Below are 24,209 nucleotides of genomic sequence, written 5' to 3'. Positions count from 1 at the left end.
TTGTTTTCAATGTTAATTACCTGCCACTTTCCAAAAGCTGTGCCAAACTATATATTGCTGATCGCTCAATCAGTATAAATAATTGGTTAACAGTGGTTTTTATTTGATTTTTATCACTTGAAGTTGTATAGTAATGACTGACTGTTCAATGTTTTATTTTGTATACAGAAAAGGAATATTCGCTAACAGGATACAAATTTAGCTGTCAGATTACGTTTTTTGCGGTTTCTTTTTTGCCGCGGGAAACAAAACATTATTTAATATTAACCGATAACCTGCAGAATTTGGATGTAAATTTAAATCCGTAGGTGGGTCGCCAACGGCATGCTGGTAATCTTCAGGATCATGGCCTCCATAAAAGGTAAATTGCCCTTTGCCTATTTCTCCATGAAGATAACGTACTTCTGCGGCACCTTTGTTTTCCCCTAAAACAGTTACGCTTGGTTTAACCACAGATTTTTTAAATGCTGTCGTTTGTCCCATGAAACCTTTGATTACCTTATCGTGGTTTTGGGTAAGCATGGTTGGAACCAAATCCCACTTAGCAGAGAAATCAAATAAAGTAAAGTAGTCATTGCTCTGGTTAAGCGATCGGTTTTGGGTAACATCAATATCCGAAAATTCGTAATTCATTGGGTTGTTATCCAATTTGAAATTTTGAAAAGCCAGGCTTTTATTAAAGTCTAATTTCGATTGTGCATTTGGGTCAGCGGCATCTCCATCAAACATTTGGGCGCAAATATCAACTCCTTCGGCAGCTAGGGCAATGTCAAAACTATCCGTTCCAGAACACATGGCAAACATAAAGCCACCGCCGGCACAGTATTCTTTAATGTGTTTGGCTACCGAAAGTTTCATTTCTGAAACTTTTTTGAAACCTAATTTTTTAGCTAACGCTTCCTGGTTTTTAACATCCTCCTGGTACCACGTGGCATATCGAAATGAAGACCAAAAGCGACCATATTGTCCAGTGAAATCTTCGTGATGCAAGTGGAGCCAATCGTATTTGGTCAGTTTATCCTGTAGAATATCATCGTCGTAAATCACATCGTATGGTATCTCCGCATAAGTTAATACCAGCGTCACGGCATCATCCCAGGGTAATTTACTTTTAGGGGAATAGACGGCGATTTTAGGTGTTTTCTCCAGTTTCACCATCTCCATATTAACTGATGGATCGCTGATTTCGTTTAGAAGATTAACCACTTTGGCATCAGACATTACTTCGTAAGAAACGCCTCTGATTTTAAGCTCGTCTTCAACTGTTTTATTATACTTGATTAGAAAACTTCCGCCACGATAGTTCAAAAGCCAATCTACTTCCACCTGTTTGCTGATGGTCAAGTAGGCAATGCCGTAAGCTTTGAGGTGGTTTTTTTGATCTTCATCCATATAAACCAATAACGATGAGGCATGAGCAACAAAACTGCTTAACAGGCAAATGAGTAAGATATAATATTTATTTTTCAAATCGATGGAGTGTAAAACACTAAAATACCTCATTTAAATTGTTTAGAAAAATTTAATGCTGTATGAGTTCTACAAATTTGCTATTTTTGCCCTCTACTTTTAAAAACACGGAGTTTTTAAAGTGATCAAAATTTAAAACCAGTACACACAATTGATATGAGTAAAGCAATAATAAAAACTGAAAAAGGAAATATGACTGTTGAGTTCTTTGAACAAGATGCTCCGAAAGCAGTTGCAAACTTTAAAAAATTAGCAAACGAAGGTTTCTATGATGGTGTAACTTTCCACCGCGTAATTCCTGATTTCATGGTTCAAACAGGTTGCCCAAATTCTAAAGATGGTGCAACAGGAATGCCAGGTACAGGTGGTCCGGGTTATAAAATAGATTGTGAGTTAACTGGCGAAAACCAATACCACGATCGTGGTGTGTTATCGATGGCACACGCTGGCCGTAACACTGGGGGTTCTCAATTCTTTATCTGCCACAGCAGAACAAATACCGCACACTTAGATCGCAACCACACTGTTTTTGGTAAAGCAGTCGAAAATGTTGACCTTGTGGACGATATCCGCCAGGGAGATAAAATTTTAGGAATCGAAATTATTGAAGATTAAATTGCGTTGAGCGTTTGGCGATAAGCGTTTAAACCGCTAACCCCCAACCGCTAACCGCTTAACAAAATAGAATATGAATTTAAGAGGAATTGTTGCCGTATCTGGCAGACCAGGTTTATTTAAGCTGGTTGGACAAAATAAAGTAGGCTACATTTTGGAGGGTTTAGATGCCCAAAAGACTAAAGTTGTAGCTAATATTACCAATACTAAGTTAGCTTCGTTAGAAGATATTACGGTTTATGGTGAGGAAGAAGAAATCAAATTGGCTGATATTTTTGCTAAAATTTCTGAAAAAGGATCTACTCCAGATTTAAAAGGTGATTTACGTTCGTACTTTTTGGAAGTGGCTCCAGGTCACGATCAGGAAAAAGTATACGCTTCTGATATGAAGAAAATCATCACCTGGTATAACTTATTGAAAGATTTACCTTTGTTTACCGAAGATACCCCTGATACTCCAGGTTCTCCGGCTGAGGTGAAATTAGCTGAAGAAAAAGTTGCTGCTGATAAGAAAACAAAATCCACTGCTACAAAAGCATCTGGAAGTGCCAAAGCAACTACAAAAACATCTGCTCCTGCTAAAAAAGCAAGCATGACAAGTAAAAAAGGCGTTTAGTTTTTTCTAAATGTTGTCTAAAACACCAGGCAAAAGCTTGGTGTTTTTTTGCCTTAAAAGAAATAATAGAGGATTACCACAATAATTAATGAAATGATAATACTGATCCAAAGCATTTTATTGTTGCCACTCTGGTTACTTCTATATCGGTAATTGCGTTTATATTTATCTAACATATCGTTTTATTTTATGATGTTTTTGGAATGCAAATTCCATATTTACCTCTCGTTTCTCTCTTTTGCAAGTTAGGCGTGATGATAGGGTTCACCTTTCAAAATGCTAAATCCCCGATACAACTGCTCTACAAAAAACAAGCGGATCATTTGATGTGAAAAAGTCATATCAGATAAAGAAATCAGTCCATTTGCCCGCTTGTAAACGGTTTCGTCAAATCCGTATGGCCCTCCAATAATAAAAATTAAATGTTGAACACTGCCAATCATTTGCTTATTCAGGTAATTGGAAAACTCGATCGAAGAATATTTTTTACCTTTCTCATCCAATAAAATAACAACATCGCCATTATTAATTTGTTTGTGCAGCAATTCAGCCTCTTTTGCTTTCTGCTGCGCCTCGCTTAAATTCTTAACATTTTTCACATCAGGCAAAGGCAAAAATGTAAAGTTTATATAGTGCTTTAATCTATTGATGTATTTTTCAATCCCCTCAATTAAATACTTATCCTCCGTTTTGCCAATGGCGATTAAAGTAATCTTCATTTAATATTTTGCTATCTTTAGAATTTTCTGCCATTCAAAGATAATGTTAAAAACACAAGCACAAATTATATCTGGCTATAGCCAAAAAATTAATGAGGTTACAACTAAGATTGAAGCAACAAAAAAGCTTATCGATCAGCTTTCGCTGGTACGAATAGGTTTATTTTTAGCTGAGATACTATTCTTTGTTTTACTGTTAAATTCTGCCGATGATAACAGCAGAACATTGATCCAGTTTGCGTTGCTGCTTCCGGTAGTAGGATTTGTATTTGTGGTAAGGAAACAGGCAAGATTAGACCGTGAAATTGACTATCAAAAGCAATTATTGTGGGTTTACCAAAACGAATGGAACCAACTGAATGGCAAACCAAATGGTTATGAGGATGGGAGTGTGTTTGAATCTGAATCTCATCCATATTCATCAGACTTAGATATTTTTGGCCGTGCCTCGCTATTTTCTTTGGTAAACAGATGTTATACTAAAACCGGAAAGGATTTGCTAGCGGGGCGTTTAGCTACTAAATCAACAAAAGCTGAAATTTTGGCCAGACAAGAAGCCATTAAAGAAGTGCAAGGAAAAATTGAAGAAACATTTGATTTCAGAGCCAACTTGCACGGCCATAATATTGAGAAAATTGAACAGATCAAAACGCAATTAGCAGGAGATTTGGGTCTGCAGCTTGCCTTTGTACGTAAAAAATTGCTGGGTATTTATGTTGCCGTTGCTCCATATATTACCTTTGGCTTAGTTTTATCCTCCATTTTTATTGGTGGTTTATCTGGAAATATTTTAGGGCTTTTTGTTTTTATTCACTTAGGTATAAATATCTTTTTAAATTCAAAAATTAATCTGGTTTTTTACAGTTTTGGTGGCGGTTCGGGATTATTAAACAGTTACGCCGAGGCTATAAAGTGGGCCGAAAATCAGCCATGGAAAAGCAGCTATATTCTGCAGTTATTTACCTCAAAAACCCCGGTAAGTAAAGAAATAAAAACATTATCAAAAGTAATTCAGAAGTTCGATGCGAGGCTAAATCTTATTGTTGGAGGCTTTTTAAATGGATTATTTCTGTGGGATTTGCAATGTTGTATTAGTCTGGATAAATGGTACCAAAGCTCTTCAAAAGATGTTATTTCGGCACTCAACCATTTGGGCGATTTCGAAGAAATTATTTCGTTGGCCACTTTAGCATATAACCAGCCAGACTGGGTTTTTCCTTCAATCGATGAGGGTTTTCAATTAAGCGGGAATGAAATTGGACACCCGCTAATTGCTGTTGAGCGAAGGGTTAATAATGACTTCTACCTTGAAGCAAAGCCGACAGTCGACATTGTAACAGGATCAAATATGGCAGGGAAGAGTACTTTTTTAAGAACGCTCGGCATCAATATGGTTTTAGCTTATGCAGGCGGTCCTGTTTGCGCCAGGTCATTACAGTTGTCTGTTTTTTCCATTAACAGCTATATGAGAATTAAAGATTCTTTAAATGAAAGTACCTCCACTTTTAAAGCTGAGCTAGATCGTTTGAAAATGATTTTAAAGAATATCGAACAAGACAAAAATACGTTTGTACTCATCGATGAAATGTTACGGGGAACCAATAGCAAGGACAAATATTTAGGGTCGAAGGTTTTTGTAGAAAAGCTGATTGCAGAAAAAACGCCAGGTTTATTTGCCACACACGATTTGCAGTTGGCCGATTTGAAAGAGGATCATCCTACTACTTTGAGAAACTTCCATTTTGATATTCAAATCATAAACGGAGAAATGGAATTCGATTATAAATTGAAACAAGGGCCTTGTTCTACCTTTAATGCGGCAATTTTATTGAAACAAATAGGCTTAAGCTTAGATTAATTTATCGCAATAGCGTAACCGATCCTGTATATTTAACGGTTGAATTGTTTAAATGAGTTCCGAGAATCACATAATAATAAACACCTGTTGGTAGTTCGGTATTTTTAAAGGTTCCTTTCCAATTGTCGAAGATATTATCGGTAAAAAATACCTGATTGCCATATCGGTTATAAATTTGAATTCTATACCTTTTTAGATTAGTAATGCCTACTACAAACTCATCGTTTACACCATCACCGTTTGGCGAAAATGCATTTGGTGTAAATATCGACGCTTCTTTCCTTACAATCAAATCGCCTTGAGTGATCGAATTCCAACAACCATTATTTGAAAATGCTGTCAAAGTAATCCTAAAAGTTCCATCCGTTTGAAAGGTATGTGTAGGGCTTTTTTCAGACGAAAAAGTTCCATCACCAAAATGCCACTCAAAATAATCTCCAAATTGAGACGTATTTGTAAAAACAATTGGGGCAGGCACTGAAAACTTGACATTAAAAGAAGGTTCGGTATAGAAACCCGCTATCGGGATTCTGGCAATTGGAGGAATAATTATACTTGTAGGATCAGAGCTGCAAGTTCCTGAAGTAAGTACAATTTTGTATTCTCCGGCTTTGTTGAAATTATTTACCGGTATTTCCACGCTACTGGTGGCTGCGGTAAAATTGTCTGGTCCTGTCCACAGGTAACTCATGTTTTCCTGTTGGGGAACGGAAAGTCTTATCAAATCGTTTATGCAGAAAGCAGGCTTGTTGATCGAAATTTCTGGAATCTCAGGCTTCAATTCCACCAAGATGTCTTGGCTAGCGATAGATATACAGCCATTATCAGTTTCAATTGTTAAGGTAATAGTCTTTGGTCCTGGTGAATCAAAAGTGATTATTTTACTGTTGTTTGCCGCATCAGCATTTGTTCGCACTGATAAACCGAAATCCCATTTAAGCTTGGTATAATTTTTAGATGCATTAACAAACGAAAAACTCTGATTCGATTCACATTTGTTATTTACTACAATAGAGAAGGCCGCCTCCGGTTTCAAATCAACGGAAAGAATTTCCAATGAATTTTCTTCACTAATGCAGTCGCCAACTTGTACAAATAGTTTATAAATTCCAATATGTTCAAGACCCACGTTCGGTATCGCCGGGTTTTGTTCGGTAGAAGTGAAGCCATTCGGTCCGCTCCAGTGATAAGTAGCAAGGTTCAGAAATGGCGTTGAAAGTTGCAGCACATCGCCTTGGCATAAGGTCACATCAGATGCAGTGATAGTGGGTTTGTCGGGCGTTTTAGCGACGATAAAGTTCTTTGTGGTTATCACACTACAACCATTGCTCCCTTTGGCTTCGAGCACAACTACTTTTTCTCCCGGCGTGTTGTAGGTGATGGTGTAGGGGCCAATGCCATCCGCTGTTGATAAACTTGCGCCTTCACCAAATGACCATTTTAATTCTGCATAATTAGCGGCAATACTTTCAAATACATATGCCTGGCTGTCTGTACACGGGTTTAACTTCTGTACAGCTATTTCAGCACTTGGTCCTGCCAAATCTGCATCACCCCCAAATTCTAAAGTGAAGCCATTGTTTCCGCTAGAAAAATTATCAATCAAAATAGCATAGGTATGCCCTTCAACTAAATCGACATATTTAACAAAGCCGTTTTGTCCAGCCGGACAACCAGAAGCTTCCGATAAGTCGGTTTCAGTCATACTTAGCCCAGTTTTATAGTATGTAGGCGTACATTGAACGCCGCTGCCGGCAGCGCAACGAATGGCATTTGATGCATTTACCATGCTACAATCTCCATTTACCCCTAGATCGTAAAATATCCAATCAATATCGTTGGTAGTTACAGTTGGCGTAATTACAAAAGTAAAAGATCCCGCTTTGGAAGCCTTAAACATATACCAGGCTGAATTCGATTCTGTGCCTAAGCATGTACCTGCAGATTCATTTCTATTTGAACCTGTGCCTGTAACATTTAATTGTGTAAAAGTTTCTTTTGAACATAAAATCGAAACTGTACCGCAATCTTGCCCCGGTTTTAAAGGAGGAAAATAATTGTCTAAACACAGTTTGAAAGTTCCCACCTGATCATTTTCTGCACTAACACGTACATAATAAATTTGTCCGAGCTCCAATGCTCCCTTATAATAGGTAGTAACATTGGCAGAAGTAGTAGAAGTACCAATCATCTCACTAATTCCTGTCGTAGATGAATCAAAAGCATACAATGCAATTAAGGGACTTATCAAAGTATTGGTACTGCTCGAATTAACCAGGCCACTTATTGAAATATTGACATCGTATTTTGTAGCGGTAAACTTAAACCAAACATCTTTTCCGGTTGCTATCCAACTTGTGGGTTTATTGTACATAGTCGATGTGGTGGCTTCAACATTACTATAGGCCGCATCAACGCTACAAAATCCGGTAGTGTTTGGGATGTTTATCGCATTTACTAATTCATCATTTATGGGCGGAGCAAAATTTGCCCAAAGTTTCGAGCAAAATATTAAGAATAAAAAGAGAATTAATGAAAAGCGCATTAGTAAAACTATTAAAAAATGTTTTCTTTTTGTGCTGTAATGTAAGTTAATGTTTTGTTAATATTAAAGTTGCAACTTGAGGCAGTAAGATAAGACTATGATTAAAGCAAGTGATTTTGGATCGGACTTTTTATGGGGAGTAGCTACAGCGGCACCACAAATTGAAGGCGCTACCAGTTCTTATGGTAAGGGGCCGTCCATTTGGGATAACTTTTCCAATCGAAATGGGAAAATTAAAAATGGTCATAAGATGAATGTTGCCTGCGATTTTTATCATCGTTATCAGGAAGACATTGCCTTAGTGAAGTTATTAGGGTTTAAGATATTCAGGTTTTCCATTGCATGGTCGAGGATTTTACCTGCTGGCAGAGGAGAGGTTAATCAAGAGGGATTACGCTTTTACCATCGTGTAATAGATGAATGTTTAACTCATGGAATTACGCCTTATATTACGCTCTATCACTGGGATTTGCCTCAGGCATTGGAAGATGAGGGTGGATGGACCAGTTTCAGTATCAATGCAGCCTTCAATGCATTTGTAAGTATTTGTGCGCTCGAATATGGCGACAAAGTCAAAAATTGGATCGTGTTGAATGAGCCGTTTGGTTACACTTCACTGGGATACATGTTAGGTATCCATGCGCCAGGAAAAACCGGATTAAGCAATTTTTTTCCTGCTGTGTTACATACCGCTATAGCACAGGCTGAGGGTGGAAAAATTCTTCGGGCAGAAATTAGCAATGCTAATATTGGTACTACTTATTCTTGCTCAGAGATTATTCCTCACACGCAAAGCGATAACGATTTATTGGCTGCTAAGCGTGTAGATTGTTTGATGAATCGACTTTTTGTAGAGCCGGCACAAGGTTTGGGCTTTCCAACTGGAGATTGGGAAGTTTTGGAGAAATTTCAAATGGAATATGGAACCTGGCGTTTGCAGGATAGGATGAGATTTGACTTTGATTTTATTGGTTTGCAGAATTATTTTCCGCTTACAATTAAATACAATGCATTTATCCCGGTAATTCAAGCCTGGGAGGTAAAAGCCAAAAGCCGTAAAAAACCACATACCGCAATGGGCTGGGAAATTAATGCCAACAGTTTTTACAATATTATTAAGCAATTTGCTGCTTATCCAAACATTAAGAATTTGATGATTACCGAAAATGGAGCCGCCTACCATGATAAGGTAGATAATGGCAACATTGTAGATGTGGAGCGGATTGAGTATTTTAAGATTTATCTGGCGGCTTTACTTAAGACAAAAAGAGATGGAATTAACATTATGGGTTATATGGCCTGGACATTGATGGATAATTTTGAATGGGCTGAAGGCTTCAACGCCAGGTTTGGACTTGTTCACACTGATTTTAAAACATTGAAACGCACCATCAAGTACTCGGGTTATTGGTGGCAGGAATTTTTGAAAAACTAAGGCTGTTTTCCCGCAGAGCTTCGCAGATAAGAAACGCTGATTTAAAAGATCGGAGAGAATCTGCTAGTTTTTCCTTTTAAATCTGCTAGAAATATGGTTATATTGGACATATGAACGACAAGACCATAGTTTATAGTACTTACTACGATCCGATGGAAGCCAATATTATCAGGGCTAGATTAGAAGATTCGGGTTTTGCGTGTTTCCTTGCCGATGAAAATGTGGCCACGATCAACCCACTCTACAATCAGGCCATAGGAGGTATTAAGCTTATCGTTTTTGAAAGGGACGTTGAAGCGATTAATAAGCTGTTGGTAGAAGATCACCAGCTTGATGATCTTGATAAACAAGTTGAAGAAAAAACTATGGCTGAAGAGCCAGTCATTTGTCCAAAATGCAGATCTAAAAATCTTCACCGATTTGAAAAAAGGCATAACAAATTTAACCTATTCGGAATATTTAATTATCGGTTACCGAAAATAGAAGTGATCCGATGCCTTGATTGTGGTCATGAATTTGAGTAGGTCTTCTCGCAGCAGTCTAAGTACCTAAACCCGATATTCGCGAAAAGCTCCCAATTTTCTTCGGGGCTTGTAGCATTAGCGGGACCTAAGCTAAACCTAAGATTTACTGCAATTGCTTTTCAAAGATGAAGGAGTAAAGATGAAGGAGCAAAGATCTATAGTTACAGAACCTATATTTGTTCTTTTTTCTTTGCTCCTTTATCATTGTTCTTTCTAAAGTCCAGCTTTCGCTGCGGCTTCAGCTCTAATGATATTTAACGCACCACCCGCTTTAAACCAGTCGATTTGCTGTGCATTATAACTGTGGTTAACCGGGAAAGATTCCTCGCTTCCATCTGCATGGTGTAAAACCAAAGTGAGCGGCTTATCTGGAGCAAACTCTGTCAACCCTAAAATATCAACCGTATCGCCTTCTAAAATTTTGTCATAATCATCTTTATCAGCAAACGTTAAGCCTAACATTCCTTGCTTTTTCAGGTTGGTTTCGTGGATACGGGCAAAAGATTTTACCAAAACTGCACGAACTCCAAGATGACGAGGTTCCATCGCGGCATGCTCACGTGAAGAGCCTTCACCATAATTTTCATCACCAATAACGATCGATCCGAAACCTGCTGCTTTATAATCACGTTGCGTTGCCGGAACAGGACCGTATTCTCCTGTTAATTCATTTTTAACACTGTCTGTTTTATCGTTGAAGTAATTCACTGCACCGATTAACATGTTATTCGAAATGTTATCTAAGTGACCGCGGAATTTTAACCACGGACCAGCCATTGAAATATGATCTGTTGTACATTTGCCTTTCGCCTTGATTAAAAGTTTCAATCCTTTTAAATCTGTGCCTTCCCAAGGTGTAAATGGATCAAGCAATTGCAAGCGGTGAGAGGTTGGAGAGACTAAAACTTCTACCTTTGAACCATCTTCTGCCGGCGCCTGGTAACCCGCATCTTCAACAGCAAAGCCTTTAGTAGGCAACTCAAAGCCGGTAGGAGGGTCTAGCTTGACTTGTTCACCTTTATCATTTGTCAGCGTATCTGTTAATGGGTTGAAACCTAAATCACCTGCAATTGCAATGGCCGCAACCATTTCGGGTGATGCAACAAAGGCGTAAGTGTTCGGGTTACCATCGGCACGTTTTGCAAAGTTTCTGTTAAACGAGTGGACGATCGTGTTTTTCTCTGCCTTTTCTGCACCGGTTCTATCCCACATCCCAATACATGGGCCGCAGGCGTTGGTGAAAATTGTAGCGTCCAAATCCTCGAAGGTTTTTAAATAACCATCACGATCGGCCGTGTAACGTACTTGCTCAGAACCCGGATTGATGCCAAAATCAGCTTTCGTTACCAAACCTTTTGAAATAGCCTGGTTAGCGATGGATGCAGCTCTTGACAAATCTTCGTAGGAAGAATTGGTACAAGAACCAATTAAGCCCCATTCCACTTTTAAAGGCCATCCGTTTTTCTCTGCCTCTACTTTCATCTGCGAAACCGGAGTAGCCAAATCTGGCGTAAACGGACCGTTTAAGTAGGGTTCTAATGTATCTAAATCAATTTCGATTACCTGATCGAAATAGTTTTCAGGGTCAGCATACACTTCAGCATCACCTGTTAAATATTCTTTTATCTTATTGGCTTCGTCAGCTACTTCATTGCGATCAGTTGAGCGTAAGTAACGTTCCATGCTTTCATCGTAACCGAAAGTAGATGTGGTTGCACCGATTTCAGCACCCATATTGCAAATGGTACCTTTACCTGTACAGCTTAAGTTGATTGCACCATCGCCAAAATATTCTACAATTGCGCCAGTACCACCTTTTACGGTTAAGATACCTGCAACTTTTAAAATCACATCTTTTGCTGCGGTCCAACCATTTAATTTACCGGTTAACTTAACACCGATTAATTTGGGGAATTTAAGTTCCCATGGTAAACCAGCCATCACATCGCAAGCATCGGCACCGCCAACACCAATTGCAACCATGCCCAAACCACCAGCATTAACGGTATGTGAGTCGGTTCCAATCATCATTCCGCCAGGGAAAGCATAATTTTCTAAAACTACCTGGTGAATAATACCTGCACCTGGTTTCCAGAAACCGATACCATATTTATTGGATACAGAAGATAAGAAATCAAAAACTTCTGCACTTTCTGTTCTTGCATGAGGAAGATCTATCGCTGCACCCTCTTTAGCAGTAATTAAGTGATCGCAGTGAACCGTCGAAGGAACAGCAACTTGTGGACGACCAGCTTGCATAAATTGCAGAAGGGCCATTTGTGCAGTAGCATCTTGCATTGCAACCCGGTCTGGAGCGAAATCTACATAATCAGTTCCACGAGAAAATGATTTTTTAGGATCGCCATCCCAAAGGTGGGCGTATAATATTTTTTCTGATAATGTTAAAGGTCTGCCTACAATTTTGCGGGCCGCATCTACACGCGGGCCGAAATTTGCGTAAACCTTCTTAATCATGTCTATGTCGAAAGCCATACTTTATTTTTTAAAAATTATTATCAATTTCAATACAAACTAAATTAAACAATTTTTGACAGACTTATTTTTATGATTTGTCAAAAAATCTAATTTAAAAACATTCTATGCTGTTTTTGCATAATTAAAGAGGCTATCTGATAAGTCAGACAGCCTCTAATTTAATAACAATAAATGCAGATTTTTGTTTCTTATAATTTGGTAGAAACAGGGGTAAACTTAGTTAAGTTAATACCTTCAACTGCAGTTTTATATTCTTCAATGCTTGGAATACGACCTAAAATTGCAGAAAGAACGACTACAGGGGTAGAGGCCAATAAAGATTCACCTTTTTTGCCATCTCTATCTTCTACCACACGGCCCTGGAACAAGCGGGTTGAAGTTGCCATTACGGTATCTCCTTTTGCTGCTTTTTCCTGGTTACCCATACATAAGTTACAGCCTGGACGCTCTAAGTACATGATGTTTTCATATTCTGTACGGGCTGAACTTTTTGGTAATGCATCGCTAAATTCAAATCCAGAATACTTTTGCAGGTATTCCCAATCGCCTTCCGCTTTTAGTTCATCAATGATATTATAAGTAGGGGCAGCAACCACTAACGGAGCTTTGAAGGAAACTGTTCCTGTTTTTTGCTCTACATTTCTTAACATTTGTGATACGATTTTCAAATCGTCTTTATGAACCATACAAGACCCAACAAAGCCAAGGTCTACCTTTTTATCGCCTCCATAGAAAGTTAAATCTCTGATAGTATCATGGGTGTAGCGTTTAGAAACGTCTACATTATTCACATCCGGATCGGCAATCATTGGCTCTTCAATCAAATCCAAATCAATGATTACCTCTGCATAATATTTCGCATTATCATCTGGCATTAAAGCCGGTTTGATGCCTGTTTTTATTTCCTCAATACGTTTGTTTGCTTTGTTGATTAAACCCTGTAGCACCTGGTTATGGTTGTCCATACCTTTGTCTATCATGATCTGAATCCGATTTTTGGCAATATCTAAAGATTGAATTAAAGTATCATCCTGTGAAATACAGATAGATGCTTTTGCTTTCATCTCTGCTGTCCAATCGGTAAAAGTAAAAGCCTGATCGGCTAATAAAGTGCCAATGTGAACTTCAATAATACGACCCTGGAATACATTTTCACCATCAAATTGCTGCAACATTTGTAATTGAGTGGCGTGCACCACATCACGGAAATCCATGTGCGCTTTCATGGCACCTTTGAAAGTTACCTTAACCGATTCAGGAATTGGCATTGAAGCCTCACCAGTTGCCAGGGCTAATGCCACAGTGCCAGAATCGGCACCGAAAGCCACGCCTTTAGACATACGGGTATGCGAATCGCCACCGATAATGATTGCCCATTCATCAATGGTAATGTCATTCAGTACTTTATGAATCACATCAGTCATTGCATGATATTCACCTTTCGGGTCGCGGGCGGTGATTACACCAAACTCATTCATAAATTTCATCAATTTAGGAATGTTTGCTTGCGCTTTTTTATCCCACACAGACGCGGTGTGGCAACCAGATTGATAAGCGCCATCAACAATTGGTGATATAACAGTCGCAGCCATTGCCTCCAACTCCTGGGCGGTCATCAAACCGGTGGTATCCTGAGAACCAACGATGTTTACTTCCACACGAACATCAGAGCCAGCGTGTAAAATTTTACCTTGAGTTAAGCCAACTGCATTTCTGTTGAAGATTTTTTCTACAGCAGTTAAACCTTGGCCTGCAATAGAAACTTCTTTAGCTGGGGCAAAAACAATTGGAGCTTCAATACCCAAAGTTTTAGCGGCGAAGGTTTGGATTTTTTTACCAAATACAATAGCGTATGAACCACCAGCTTTGATAAACTCCATTTTTTGCGGAGTTAGCGCTTTTGAAATATCAATTAATTCAAACTCGCCGTTATATAATTTTTTTGTTCTGGTATTGATGGTCAGTACAGTGCCTGTTTCAATGGAATAAACCTGTTCTAAGATAGGTTCATCATTTTCATTGCGGATCACGTTGCCATTTTCATCAATCTTTTTTACCCAGTTTTTGAGATCGATACCGATACCACCTGTTACATCAACTGTGGTAAGGAAAATTGGGGAGATCCCGTTTGTGCCACCAACAATAGGTGCAATGTTTACAAATGGAATGTAAGGACTAGATTTTTTACCTGTCCAAAGTGCTACATTGTTTACTCCCGACATGCGAGAAGAACCCACACCCATCGTGCCTTTTTCAGCAACCAACATTACACTTTTATTTGGATGCTGTGCCTGTAAAGCTTGAATCTCTTCCTGAGCTTCTGGCGTAATCATGCATTTTCCATGCAGCTCACGATCAGATCGGGAGTGCGCCTGGTTTCCTGGAGACAATAAATCTGTAGAAATGTCGCCAATACCAGCAATAAACGTTACTACTTTAATTTCTTCCGCTACCTCAGGGAGTTTTGTGAAAAACTCAGCTTGTGCATAGCTTTCCAATATCTCTTTAGCGATTTCATTTCCATTATGATAAGCCTCTTTTAATCGATCTGTATCTGCATCGTATAAGAAAACCTGTGTTTTAAGCACATTAGCAGCTTTATGGGCTTTATCGCCATTATCCGCCAGGGCGATATCTAATAAAACTTTGATAGAAGGTCCGCCCTTCATGTGCGATAGCAGTTCGAAAGCAAAATCTGGAGTAATTTCGGCAACTACCGCTTCACCTAAAATTATTTCTTTTAAAAACTGTGCTTTTACAACTGCTGCGCCAGTGGTTCCGGGCAAAGTATTGTAGATGAAAAAATTAACAGCTTCTTCTCTGTTAAAATTATTTACATTTTTAATTTGAGTGATGATTTCACTCAGCAGCTCAGCGCCATCAATAGGTCTAGGGTGAAGACCTTGAGCTTTTCTGTCTTCAATCTCCTGGATATAATCGTTATAAATACTCATCTTAGATATTTTATTCTCTTTCTTGTAGGTTCAGGTAGCTAAAATGTTTAATTCCTGTCGTGTGAAAAAGAATATATTGTTGTAAATTAATTTGTGTTATTGAGCCAATTAAGCTCAATATTTTGGTCAAAACAAAAATAGCAAAATTCAACCCTTAAATATAATTCGGGCCGGCTATTGAGTAATTTGGAATTGTTCTAAATTAATGTAAATGATTGAAAATGAAGTCACGAAAACGTAGTAATTATTTGTTCATTTAGCTTAATAGATAAATTTAAATAACCCTTCATTTATACCTTTTAGTATAGCTTATATAACTGTTCGTAAACGAACATGAGTGTTCATTTACGAACGTATCTTAAAATGCGCTCATGCTATTATAACCTTATGCGGGGGACTGACGATGCTAATTTTCTATGGCACACGTTTGGCTAAAGGCTACAACGTTGAAAAAGTGAAACCTTTATCCGAAAAATATTTTAACACCCTTGGGAATGTGAACTCCAAACGATCGAAAGCTTTCAAACTATCATGAAATACCACTATCGAACCATTTTCGGTGTGTTTGATCACGTTTTGGAAGCATTTTTCGGGCGAGAGATTAATGTCAAAGTCGCCACTGAGTACATCCCACATTATAATTTGGAGTTTGGAGTTTTCAGTTGGGAGTTTGGAGTGGTTAGACGCCTTAAACTCCCAGCTCCGAGCTCTAAACTGCAAGCTACGAATCTGGCTTTTCTTTATCCTTCCATAAGGAGGTCTGAAAAGATTGGTTTGGGTGAGCTCCTGGCACTTAAGGATGTTTTCAATATAGGTTTCATTATCGGTTTTCCATCCTTTTAAATGGTTAAAGGTATGGTTCCCGATGGCATGTCCTTCGTTTATTACACGAGCATAAACTTCAGGATGTTTTACAATATTATCGCCAATACAGAAAAAAGTGGCCTTTGCGTTAAAAGCTTTCAAAGTTTTTAAAACAAAATCTGTAACATTGGGTATAGGTCCATCGTCAAAGGTCAAATAAATAACTTTTTCGGTGCGGGATTTATTCCATAACAATGATGGATAATACCATTTTAGCAGAAGCGGCGATTTGATCAGGTACATTTTATAACCAAAGTTAGTAAATGCCTGTACAGATTGAAATTATTAAAGTTGTTTATATAGATTTGAAACAAATTATGAAAATGTTTACCAAGAATAAGTTACTTACCGGATCTGCATTGTTATTAGCACTAAACTTTGGTCAAAATGTTAAGGCGCAAGAAGTAATTACCATTGAACAAGCGGTTGAAAATACGCTAAAAAATAACTTAAACATTAAACAAGCTGCTTTTAGTGCGGCGCTGAGTGAAGAAAACTTGCTCCAATCTAAAAATGCATTGTTGCCAACTTTAAATGGAAGTGTGAATCAATCTATGCAATGGGGTAGGAGTCAGCAGGTTTCGGGTTTATTCGAAAACACGCAGAACTATAATTTGAATCCCAACTTAAATGCGAACGTTACTTTGTTTGGTGGGGGAACAAAAATTAACCAGATCAAGCAAAATAAATTTTTGTTAGATGCTGGAAAAACCAATGTAGATAAAGTAAAAAACGATTTGATTTTGCAGGTGGTTACCGCATATCTTCAGGTTTTAAATAATCAGGATCAGGTGAAAGCCACTCAACAACAACTAGAGGTTGCTAATTCGACTTTAAAACGTGAGCAGGCTTTATTGGATGTAGGTAACAAAACCCTGGCCGATATTTCTCAGGCAAAATCACAAGCTGCAACAGCAGAATTGAATCTAACCAATGCTGAGAATCAACTTACGATATCTTATTTAACTTTAGGTCAGTTGATGGAAATTCAGCCACCAATGACTTTTAAAGTTCAACCGCCAATGGTTAATGAAATAGAAAATGTTAAAACGGCCTATGTTCCAAGCGATATTTACAAACAGGCAATGGAAACCTTTCCTGACATTAAATTGGCTTTAAACTATTCGAAAGCAGCTGAAAAAGCAGTTGACGTGGCAAGAGGTAGTTTCTTTCCGCAAATTACTTTAGGTGGTGGTTTAGGTTCTGCATATTACTATCAGTTTAATGCCAATCCATTGTTTCCGAATTCCAGATTTGCAGATCAATTATCTGATAACTTTGGCCAATTTGTAAGCATGGGAATTCAGATTCCTATTTTTAATGGATTCTCTACACGTTCCAATGTTCGCCGGGCAAAAATTACTTTACAGCAGCGTAGAACTGATGAAACTTTGGCCAAAAATAATTTAATTAAGGTTATCAATCAGGCAGTTGCCGATTTAAATGCCGCTAAAAGTCGTTACAGCTCCACTCAAAATGCATTTCAAGCTCAAAAAGATGCTTTTTATGTAATCGATCAACGTTATAATGTAGGCTTGGTGAACTCATTAGATTACAGCACAGCACAAACTAATAGAAACAAAGCAGAAATTGATTTTATCTTAGCGAAATACGATTTAATATTTAGAGCAAAAGTGATTGATTATTACTTGGGCAAACAAATTACATTTTAGATAAGAGCAAGGAGTAAGGATCAAGGAATAAAGATCAAACACTAGTGTAAAGAAACACAAGAATCTGTGGAATCACTAAATCAGTGTTATCATCTGCGAAGCGAAAAATAAAACAAACGAAATACATTAAACTATTATGAAACTGAAGCACATATTAATTACCATTGGTGTCATTCTTGCCATTTTAGCCGTGTTGGCTGTAACTGGCGTTATAGGTGGCGAAAAAATTGAAAAAGTTACCGTAGATAAAGCATCAGATAAAACTGTGGTAGAAACAGTAACTGCTAGTGGTAAAATTCAACCAGAAACCGAAGTTAAATTAAGTTCTGAGGTATCGGGAGAAGTGGTAGAACTGAAAGTTAAAGAAGGCGACATTGTTAAAGCCGGACAATTACTTTGTAAGGTTCGTCCAGATATTTTGCAATCAGGTTATGAGCGTACAGTGGCTTCATATAACGCTCAGAAAGCGAGTGTTGCTGCCGCACAACAACAATTGGCTCAAAATCAAGCTAATTTTGTTAATGCCGAAGCTACGTATAAACGTAATGTAGAATTGTTTAATAAAAAAGTGATATCAGCATCAGAATTTGATGCCGCCAAAGCTGCCTATTTAACAGCTAAAGCAACCTTAGCCAGTGCAAAAGAAAATGTAACTGGTGCTAAATTTACTTTAGAGCAAACAGGTGCAAATGTAAAAGAAGCAGGTGCCAATTTAGCCAGAACGACTATTTATGCTCCTGCCGATGGGGTAGTTTCAAAGCTATCAATCGAATTGGGAGATCGTATTTTAGGAACCTCACAAATGGCCGGTACCGAAATTATGCGTATTTCCAATCTTTCATCGATGGAAGTAAACGTAGATGTAAATGAAAACGACATTACCCGCGTTAAAGTAGGCGATAAAGCTTCTATTGAGGTTGATGCTTTTGCTGATAAAAAATTTAGAGGTGTAGTAACAGAGATCGCAAGTTCATCAACAGCAGTTGGAACAACTACTTCAACTTCAGTAGATCAGGTAACAAACTTCTCTGTAAAAATCAGAATTACAGAAGTGATGGAGGGCAAACAACAATCTATTTTCCGTCCAGGAATGTCGGCCACTGTTGATATTGAAAGTGAAACTGTTAATGGTTTAGCTGTTCCAATTCAGGCCGTATTTACTGAAAGTGGTAAAGCTGGCGAAGGCGACAAAAATAGCGGAAGCCAGGAAAATACTGATAAGCAGAAGTCGAAATTAACCGATAAAAAAATAAAACAATTCGTATATACTTTTGATTCCAAAACGAATAAGGTAAAAAAAGTTGAAGTGAATACAGGGATCCAGAATGATCAATTTATCATCGTTAAATCGGGTGTAAAAGCTGGTCAGGAAATTGTAACAGGCCCTTATTCAGCAATCCAAAATAAGTTAAAAGACGGTATGGTTGTAGAAAAAACGGCTAAAGACCAGTTGTTTAACAAAGACGGCAAGAAGTAGTTTATAATTCATCGCAAGAAATAGTAACTTGCACAACGGTTTAGGGTGTAAACCAAGGTTAGGGGTGTAAGGTTTAAGGTTTAGAGACATCAAGTCTATACCTTAAGTCTTACACCTTTTACCTTACACCTTTTTTGGAACACCTTTTACCTTAAAACCTTTTTTATAAACATGGTACCTAAAATAGCGATGATAGGGGGCGGGAGCTGGGCGACTGCCATTGTTAAAATGCTTTCTGATAATTTATCCGAAAAAGAAATTTATTGGTGGATGCGCAATGAAGTGGCTATCGATCACATTAAAAAGTTTAAGCATAACCCACACTACTTAAGTTCCGTTGAGATAAAATTGGCAGATGACCACTTATCTTCAAACGTAAAAGAAATTATTAGTGCTGCTGATTTCGTGATCCTAAACGTACCTGCCGCTTTTATAAAGGAAACGCTTTCATCAATTACTAGTGATGATCTAAAAGGCAAAAAAATTGTTTCCGCAATTAAAGGTATTGTACCAGAAGATAACCTGATTATTGGAGAATTTTTACATGAGCGTTACGCCATTCCATATCATGATATTTTGGTTGTAAGCGGCCCTTGCCATGCCGAAGAGGTTGCTTTTGAAAAACTATCTTACCTCACTATTGCCTGTACAGATATTGAAAAAGCTTCAGGTTTTGCATCATTATTAAATACCCATTACATCAAAACCAACGTTTCTGATGATATTTTCGGGACGGAATATGCAGCTGTTTTAAAAAATATTTATGCTGTAGCAAGTGGAATTTGTCACGGTATAGGTTACGGCGATAACTTCCAGGCAGTATTAATTAGCAATGCCATTAGAGAGATAAAACGTTTCGTTGATGCCGTTCACCCCATCAACCGGGACATTATGGAATCTGCCTATTTAGGCGATTTATTGGTGACGGCTTATTCTCAATTTAGCCGCAACCGTACTTTTGGCAACATGGTTGGCAAGGGTTATACCGTAAAATCAGCGCAGCTAGAAATGAATATGATTGCTGAGGGCTATTATGCGGCCAAATGTATGCACATTAAAAACCTTGAATTTAATGTAGATATGCCAATTAGTAAAGCTGTTCACAATATTTTGTATGAAAACCGATCGCCTCAAATGGAGATGAAGTTACTTGCCGAGAAAATAAATTAATAGCTATAATGCAATGAACTTCTAATCGGTTACTACAGTCCTTCTTTTCGTTTAATCTTTTTGTTTGTGGTACTGCTAGGGTTAAAATTTTTGCTTCGAAAAGGATATCACTTCAATAAGGTTAATTTAACATTTTGTGGTAATCCTATTTAAAACAAATTGGCTGTTATCGCGTTCTACACTAAATAAAAATAACTGTCATGAAAAAGAAATTTGCAATAGGATTGTTAACACTCGCATTATTTGGCGGTGTAAGCTTAAGTGTTAATGCACAAGAGAAAAAAACAGATGTTGGTAAAGCACTAGATAAAACAGGAAAAGCCATTGGAAAAGGTGCAAAATCGGTTGGTAATAAAACTGCCGAAGTTGCGGTGAAAGGCGGTTCGAAAGTAGCAGACAAAACCTGGAAGGGCAAAATGGCACCAGATGGTTCTGATGTTTACATCAATGCTAAAAACGAAAAATATTACGTAAACTCAAAAGGCGCGAAAATTTGGTTAAAACCAAGTCAAATCAAAACCAGAGTAGAAAAAAAGAACTAAAATAATGAACAGCAAAAAGCCTCGGTTGAAAATTTTCAAACCGAGGCTTTTTTATTTTTCTGATTTTTTTAGATTATTGTTCCGTATAAATCGAAATCTTCAGCTCTGTCTATTTTAACATTTACAAAACTGCCATTTGAAGCATAACCTGTTGCAGCATCGATTAAAACTTCATTATCCACTTCTGGTGAATCGAATTCTGTTCTTCCAACAAAGAAATCGCCCTCCTTTTTATCAACCAAAACTTTAAAAGTATGCCCCACCTTTTCCTGGTTGATATCAAATGAAATGCCTTGCTGTATTTCCATGATCTCATCTACACGCTGTTGTTTAATTTCATCGGCAACATCATCAACTAGGGTGTGTGCATGAGTTTTCTCTTCATGAGAATAGGTAAAACAACCTAAACGATCAAACTTGGTTTCTTCAACCCACTGTTTCATTTCCTCAAAATCTTGTTCTGTTTCGCCCGGATAACCACAAATTAAAGTAGTTCTCATCGCAATATTAGGCACTTTATCTCTAATTTGGTTCACCAAATCAATTGTTTTTTGTTTCGTTGTACCACGACGCATTGATTTCAACATATTATCTGTAATGTGCTGAAGCGGCATATCCAGATATTTGCAAATATTATCACGCTCGTTCATGGCATCCAAAATTTCCATCGGGAAACCAGAAGGGTAGGCGTACTGTAAACGAATCCATTCTATACCAGGAACATCAGATAAACGGCGCATGAGCTCATCTAACTTTCTAACGCCATACAAGTCTAAGCCATAGTAAGTTAAATCCTGTGCAATTAGAATTAGCTCTTTGGTGCCATTTTTAGCTAGAATTTTGGCTTCGTTAACCAACTCTTCGATCGGTTTACTCATGTGTTTTCCACGCATCAGCGGGATAGCGCAAAATGAACAAGGACGGTTACAACCTTCGGCTATTTTGAAATAGGCAAAGTGAGATGGCGTAGTTAATAAACGTTCGCCAATAAGTTCATGTTTGTAGTTTGCACCTAACTCGTGAAGTATATTTTGTAAATCGTTGGTGCCAAAAAAAGCATCCACGTTGGTAATTTCCGATTCTAGTTCTGGCTTGTAACGTTCAGATAAACATCCTGTTACTACCACTTTGCCAATTTTGCCTGCTTCCTTTAGTTCGCTGAACTGGAGAATGGTATCGATAGATTCTTGTTTAGCATTATCAATAAAACCGCAGGTATTGATTACTACAATATCATCTTTCCCCATCTTATCAGACTCGTGAACAACGTTTAAGTTATTTCCACGTAGCTGCCCCATCAATACTTCTGAATCGTAGATATTTTTAGAGCAACCCAAAGTAATTACATTTATTTTGGGTTGTTTAATTGCGGTTTTACTTTTTACTATTTTGGTATTCATAATATTATTTTGATAGAACCAATCAATACTGGTTTGATTAAGAACCGGTATTTTGTCATCGTCCGTCATTGCTTCGTACCTCGCAATGACGATTTTCTTTCTTATTTAAACAAACTATTCACAAACTCTTTCTTATCAAAAAGCTGCAAATCGCCTATCTTTTCTCCTACGCCAATATATTTTACTGGAATTTTAAACTGATCGGAAATGCCAATTACCACACCACCTTTAGCCGTTCCATCTAATTTAGTAATCGCCAAAGCATTTACATCTGTGGCTTCAGTAAATTGTTTGCATTGCTCAAAAGCATTTTGCCCTGTTGAAGCATCTAATACAAGCAAAATTTCATGTGGCGCACCCGGAACAACCTTTTGCATCACCTGCTTAATTTTGCCCAACTCATTCATTAAGCCAACTTTATTGTGTAAACGTCCGGCAGTATCAATAATTACTACATCTTCGCCATTGGCAACAGCCGATTGTAAAGTATCAAAAGCAACAGAGGCAGGATCAGATCCCATCGGTTGTGCAACAACTCTTACACCAACACGTTCTCCCCAAAGTTTAATTTGATCTACAGCAGCAGCTCTAAAAGTATCTGCAGCACCCAAAACAACTTTAAGGCCGGATTCTTTTAACTTGTGGGCCAACTTGCCAATGGTGGTTGTTTTACCAACGCCATTAACACCAACCACCATAATTACATAGGGTTTGTGGTCGCCATACTCAAATTGACGGAAATCGTTGCTGTTATTTTCAGAAAGTAGTAACTGAATTTCATCTCTTAAAATGAAATTTAATTCAGACGTATTAAGGTATTTGTCTTTAGAAACGCGTTCTTCAATCCGTTTGATGATTTTTAACGTGGTGCTTACCCCAACATCAGAAGTAACCAAAACTTCTTCGAGATTATCGAGTACTTCGTCATCAACTGTTGATTTTCCGGCAACAGCTTTGGTAATTTTATTGAAGAAACCATCTTTAGTTTTTTCTAAACCTTTATCCAAAGCTTCTTGAGCCTCTGGAGCAGTTTCTTTCTTTTTGAAAAAATCAAATAAGCCCATATCTAAATTTGCTATAACAAAAAAAGCCCTCCCGGTTAAAACGGAACGGCCTTTAATATTTTCTGATTAAAAAATATTAACCTTATTTAGATGCGATAGCATCTTTTACGTGGTCGTTATGAACGATAAGTTCTTTGAATGAGTAAGCACCAGTTTTCGGTGATTTAACCATTGTGATCACTTTCGAATATTCTTTACCTGTACCTGTTTTAAGGGTTGCAACTACTTTCTTTGCCATGTTCTTATAATTTTAATGATTGAATGATAGATTGATAGAATGGGGGTTCCTCACCCTAACCTTCTACTATAAATCACCAATCTTATTTAATTTCTTTGTGTACGGTTACTTTTCTCAATACCGGGTTGAATTTTTTCAATTCTAAACGCTCAGTAGTGTTTTTACGGTTTTTCGTAGAAATATATCTAGACATACCTGGCATGCCACTTTCTTTGTGCTCAGTACATTCTAAAATAACCTGAACTCTGTTACCTTTTTTTGCCATTTTAATATTAATTGTAAACTGTTAATCTCAACAGTTAATGTTTTTTACAAAAATCCTTTTTTTACGAAACGGTTAATTGCTTCGCTAATACCCACTTTATTGATGGTCTTAATCGCTGAAGTAGAAACTTTCAACGTAATCCAACGGTCTTCTTCAGGGATATAAAATTTCTGAAGTTTCAAATTAGGATAAAATTTGCGTTTGGTTTTAACGTTCGAGTGTGATACGTTATTACCTTTCATTGCCATTTTTCCTGTTAAATCACAAACTCTTGACATGACTTG

The 24,209-nt window shown here is 37.7% G+C and carries 20 protein-coding genes; 9 read left to right on the top strand and 11 right to left on the bottom strand.

What is annotated here, in order from left to right; all coding sequences use genetic code 11:
- Positions 1–210 precede the first annotated feature (210 nt).
- Positions 211–1,392: an asparagine synthetase B gene (locus AC3ITD_RS14580; RefSeq protein ID WP_489366687.1), complete on the bottom strand. Its 1,182-nt coding sequence runs from the start codon at positions 1,390–1,392 to the stop codon at positions 211–213.
- Between the two features lie 234 nt (positions 1,393–1,626).
- Here AC3ITD_RS14580 and AC3ITD_RS14575 point away from each other — a divergent pair, with 234 nt between their 5' ends.
- Together AC3ITD_RS14575 and AC3ITD_RS14570 are read left to right on the top strand one after the other, a co-directional pair.
- Complete coding sequence (locus AC3ITD_RS14575) at positions 1,627–2,085, top strand: peptidylprolyl isomerase (protein ID WP_010601314.1); 459 nt, start codon at positions 1,627–1,629, stop codon at positions 2,083–2,085.
- Positions 2,086–2,158: 73 nt separating this feature from the next.
- Positions 2,159–2,701, top strand: a complete 543-nt coding sequence (locus AC3ITD_RS14570; RefSeq protein ID WP_265798985.1) for a DUF5606 family protein — start codon at positions 2,159–2,161, stop codon at positions 2,699–2,701.
- A 245-nt stretch (positions 2,702–2,946) separates the two neighbouring features.
- On the opposite strand, the gene rlmH is transcribed toward AC3ITD_RS14570, so the two are convergent.
- Positions 2,947–3,420, bottom strand: coding sequence for a 23S rRNA (pseudouridine(1915)-N(3))-methyltransferase RlmH (rlmH, locus tag AC3ITD_RS14565; RefSeq protein ID WP_489360809.1), 474 nt, complete (start codon positions 3,418–3,420; stop codon positions 2,947–2,949).
- Between the two features lie 43 nt (positions 3,421–3,463).
- On the opposite strand from rlmH, the gene AC3ITD_RS14560 reads away from it, so the two are divergent.
- Positions 3,464–5,278 (top strand): MutS-related protein, encoded by a 1,815-nt coding sequence (locus AC3ITD_RS14560; protein ID WP_489360807.1) that lies wholly within the window; start codon positions 3,464–3,466, stop codon positions 5,276–5,278.
- Position 5,279: 1 nt separating this feature from the next.
- On the opposite strand, the gene AC3ITD_RS14555 is transcribed toward AC3ITD_RS14560, so the two are convergent.
- Complete coding sequence (locus AC3ITD_RS14555) at positions 5,280–7,823, bottom strand: PKD domain-containing protein (protein ID WP_489360805.1); 2,544 nt, start codon at positions 7,821–7,823, stop codon at positions 5,280–5,282.
- 97 nt (positions 7,824–7,920) lie between these two features.
- Between AC3ITD_RS14555 and AC3ITD_RS14550 the strand changes: the two genes are divergently transcribed.
- Positions 7,921–9,258, top strand: a complete 1,338-nt coding sequence (locus tag AC3ITD_RS14550; protein ID WP_489360803.1) for a GH1 family beta-glucosidase — start codon at positions 7,921–7,923, stop codon at positions 9,256–9,258.
- 110 nt (positions 9,259–9,368) lie between these two features.
- A complete protein-coding gene (locus AC3ITD_RS14545; RefSeq protein WP_265798979.1) occupies positions 9,369–9,782 on the top strand; it encodes a putative signal transducing protein in 414 nt (137 codons plus the stop codon).
- Between the two features lie 213 nt (positions 9,783–9,995).
- On the opposite strand, the gene AC3ITD_RS14540 is transcribed toward AC3ITD_RS14545, so the two are convergent.
- The 3 genes from AC3ITD_RS14540 to AC3ITD_RS14530 form a co-directional block, all read right to left on the bottom strand.
- Positions 9,996–12,275, bottom strand: coding sequence for an aconitate hydratase (locus AC3ITD_RS14540; protein WP_265798978.1), 2,280 nt, complete (start codon positions 12,273–12,275; stop codon positions 9,996–9,998).
- 191 nt (positions 12,276–12,466) lie between these two features.
- Positions 12,467–15,232, bottom strand: coding sequence for a bifunctional aconitate hydratase 2/2-methylisocitrate dehydratase (locus AC3ITD_RS14535; protein WP_489360799.1), 2,766 nt, complete (start codon positions 15,230–15,232; stop codon positions 12,467–12,469).
- Positions 15,233–15,670: 438 nt separating this feature from the next.
- Positions 15,671–16,339 carry a polysaccharide deacetylase family protein gene (locus AC3ITD_RS14530; RefSeq protein ID WP_489360797.1) on the bottom strand — a complete coding sequence of 223 codons (669 nt, stop codon included), beginning with the start codon at positions 16,337–16,339 and terminating at the stop codon, positions 15,671–15,673.
- A 20-nt stretch (positions 16,340–16,359) separates the two neighbouring features.
- Here AC3ITD_RS14530 and AC3ITD_RS14525 point away from each other — a divergent pair, with 20 nt between their 5' ends.
- From AC3ITD_RS14525 to AC3ITD_RS14510, 4 genes are all read left to right on the top strand, one after another.
- A complete protein-coding gene (locus AC3ITD_RS14525) occupies positions 16,360–17,769 on the top strand; it encodes a TolC family protein (RefSeq protein WP_265798975.1) in 1,410 nt (469 codons plus the stop codon).
- A 136-nt stretch (positions 17,770–17,905) separates the two neighbouring features.
- Entirely contained in the window at positions 17,906–19,246 is a 1,341-nt protein-coding gene (locus AC3ITD_RS14520; RefSeq protein WP_489360794.1) for an efflux RND transporter periplasmic adaptor subunit, read from the top strand.
- A 171-nt stretch (positions 19,247–19,417) separates the two neighbouring features.
- Positions 19,418–20,416 (top strand): NAD(P)H-dependent glycerol-3-phosphate dehydrogenase, encoded by a 999-nt coding sequence (locus tag AC3ITD_RS14515; RefSeq protein WP_489360792.1) that lies wholly within the window; start codon positions 19,418–19,420, stop codon positions 20,414–20,416.
- Between the two features lie 200 nt (positions 20,417–20,616).
- Entirely contained in the window at positions 20,617–20,958 is a 342-nt protein-coding gene (locus AC3ITD_RS14510) for a hypothetical protein (protein WP_056848597.1), read from the top strand.
- Positions 20,959–21,026: 68 nt separating this feature from the next.
- Here AC3ITD_RS14510 and rimO read toward each other — a convergent pair whose 3' ends face one another.
- The 5 genes from rimO to rpmB all read right to left on the bottom strand — a co-directional run bounded on the left by rimO (position 21,027) and on the right by rpmB (position 24,203).
- A complete protein-coding gene (rimO, locus tag AC3ITD_RS14505; RefSeq protein WP_265798971.1) occupies positions 21,027–22,358 on the bottom strand; it encodes a 30S ribosomal protein S12 methylthiotransferase RimO in 1,332 nt (443 codons plus the stop codon).
- 101 nt (positions 22,359–22,459) lie between these two features.
- Positions 22,460–23,422 (bottom strand): signal recognition particle-docking protein FtsY, encoded by a 963-nt coding sequence (gene ftsY / locus AC3ITD_RS14500; protein ID WP_265798970.1) that lies wholly within the window; start codon positions 23,420–23,422, stop codon positions 22,460–22,462.
- 82 nt (positions 23,423–23,504) lie between these two features.
- On the bottom strand, positions 23,505–23,660 hold the full coding sequence (locus AC3ITD_RS14495; RefSeq protein ID WP_010599808.1) for a DUF4295 domain-containing protein: 156 nt from the start codon (positions 23,658–23,660) through the stop codon (positions 23,505–23,507).
- Positions 23,661–23,742: 82 nt separating this feature from the next.
- On the bottom strand, positions 23,743–23,925 hold the full coding sequence (gene rpmG, locus AC3ITD_RS14490; RefSeq protein WP_010599807.1) for a 50S ribosomal protein L33: 183 nt from the start codon (positions 23,923–23,925) through the stop codon (positions 23,743–23,745).
- Between the two features lie 44 nt (positions 23,926–23,969).
- On the bottom strand, positions 23,970–24,203 hold the full coding sequence (rpmB, locus tag AC3ITD_RS14485) for a 50S ribosomal protein L28 (RefSeq protein WP_010599806.1): 234 nt from the start codon (positions 24,201–24,203) through the stop codon (positions 23,970–23,972).
- Positions 24,204–24,209 lie beyond the last annotated feature (6 nt).

This window comes from Pedobacter sp. KH_004, from assembly GCF_057840755.1.
Note: the sequence above shows the minus strand (reverse complement) of the source record. Positions and strands in the feature narration are given on the sequence as shown.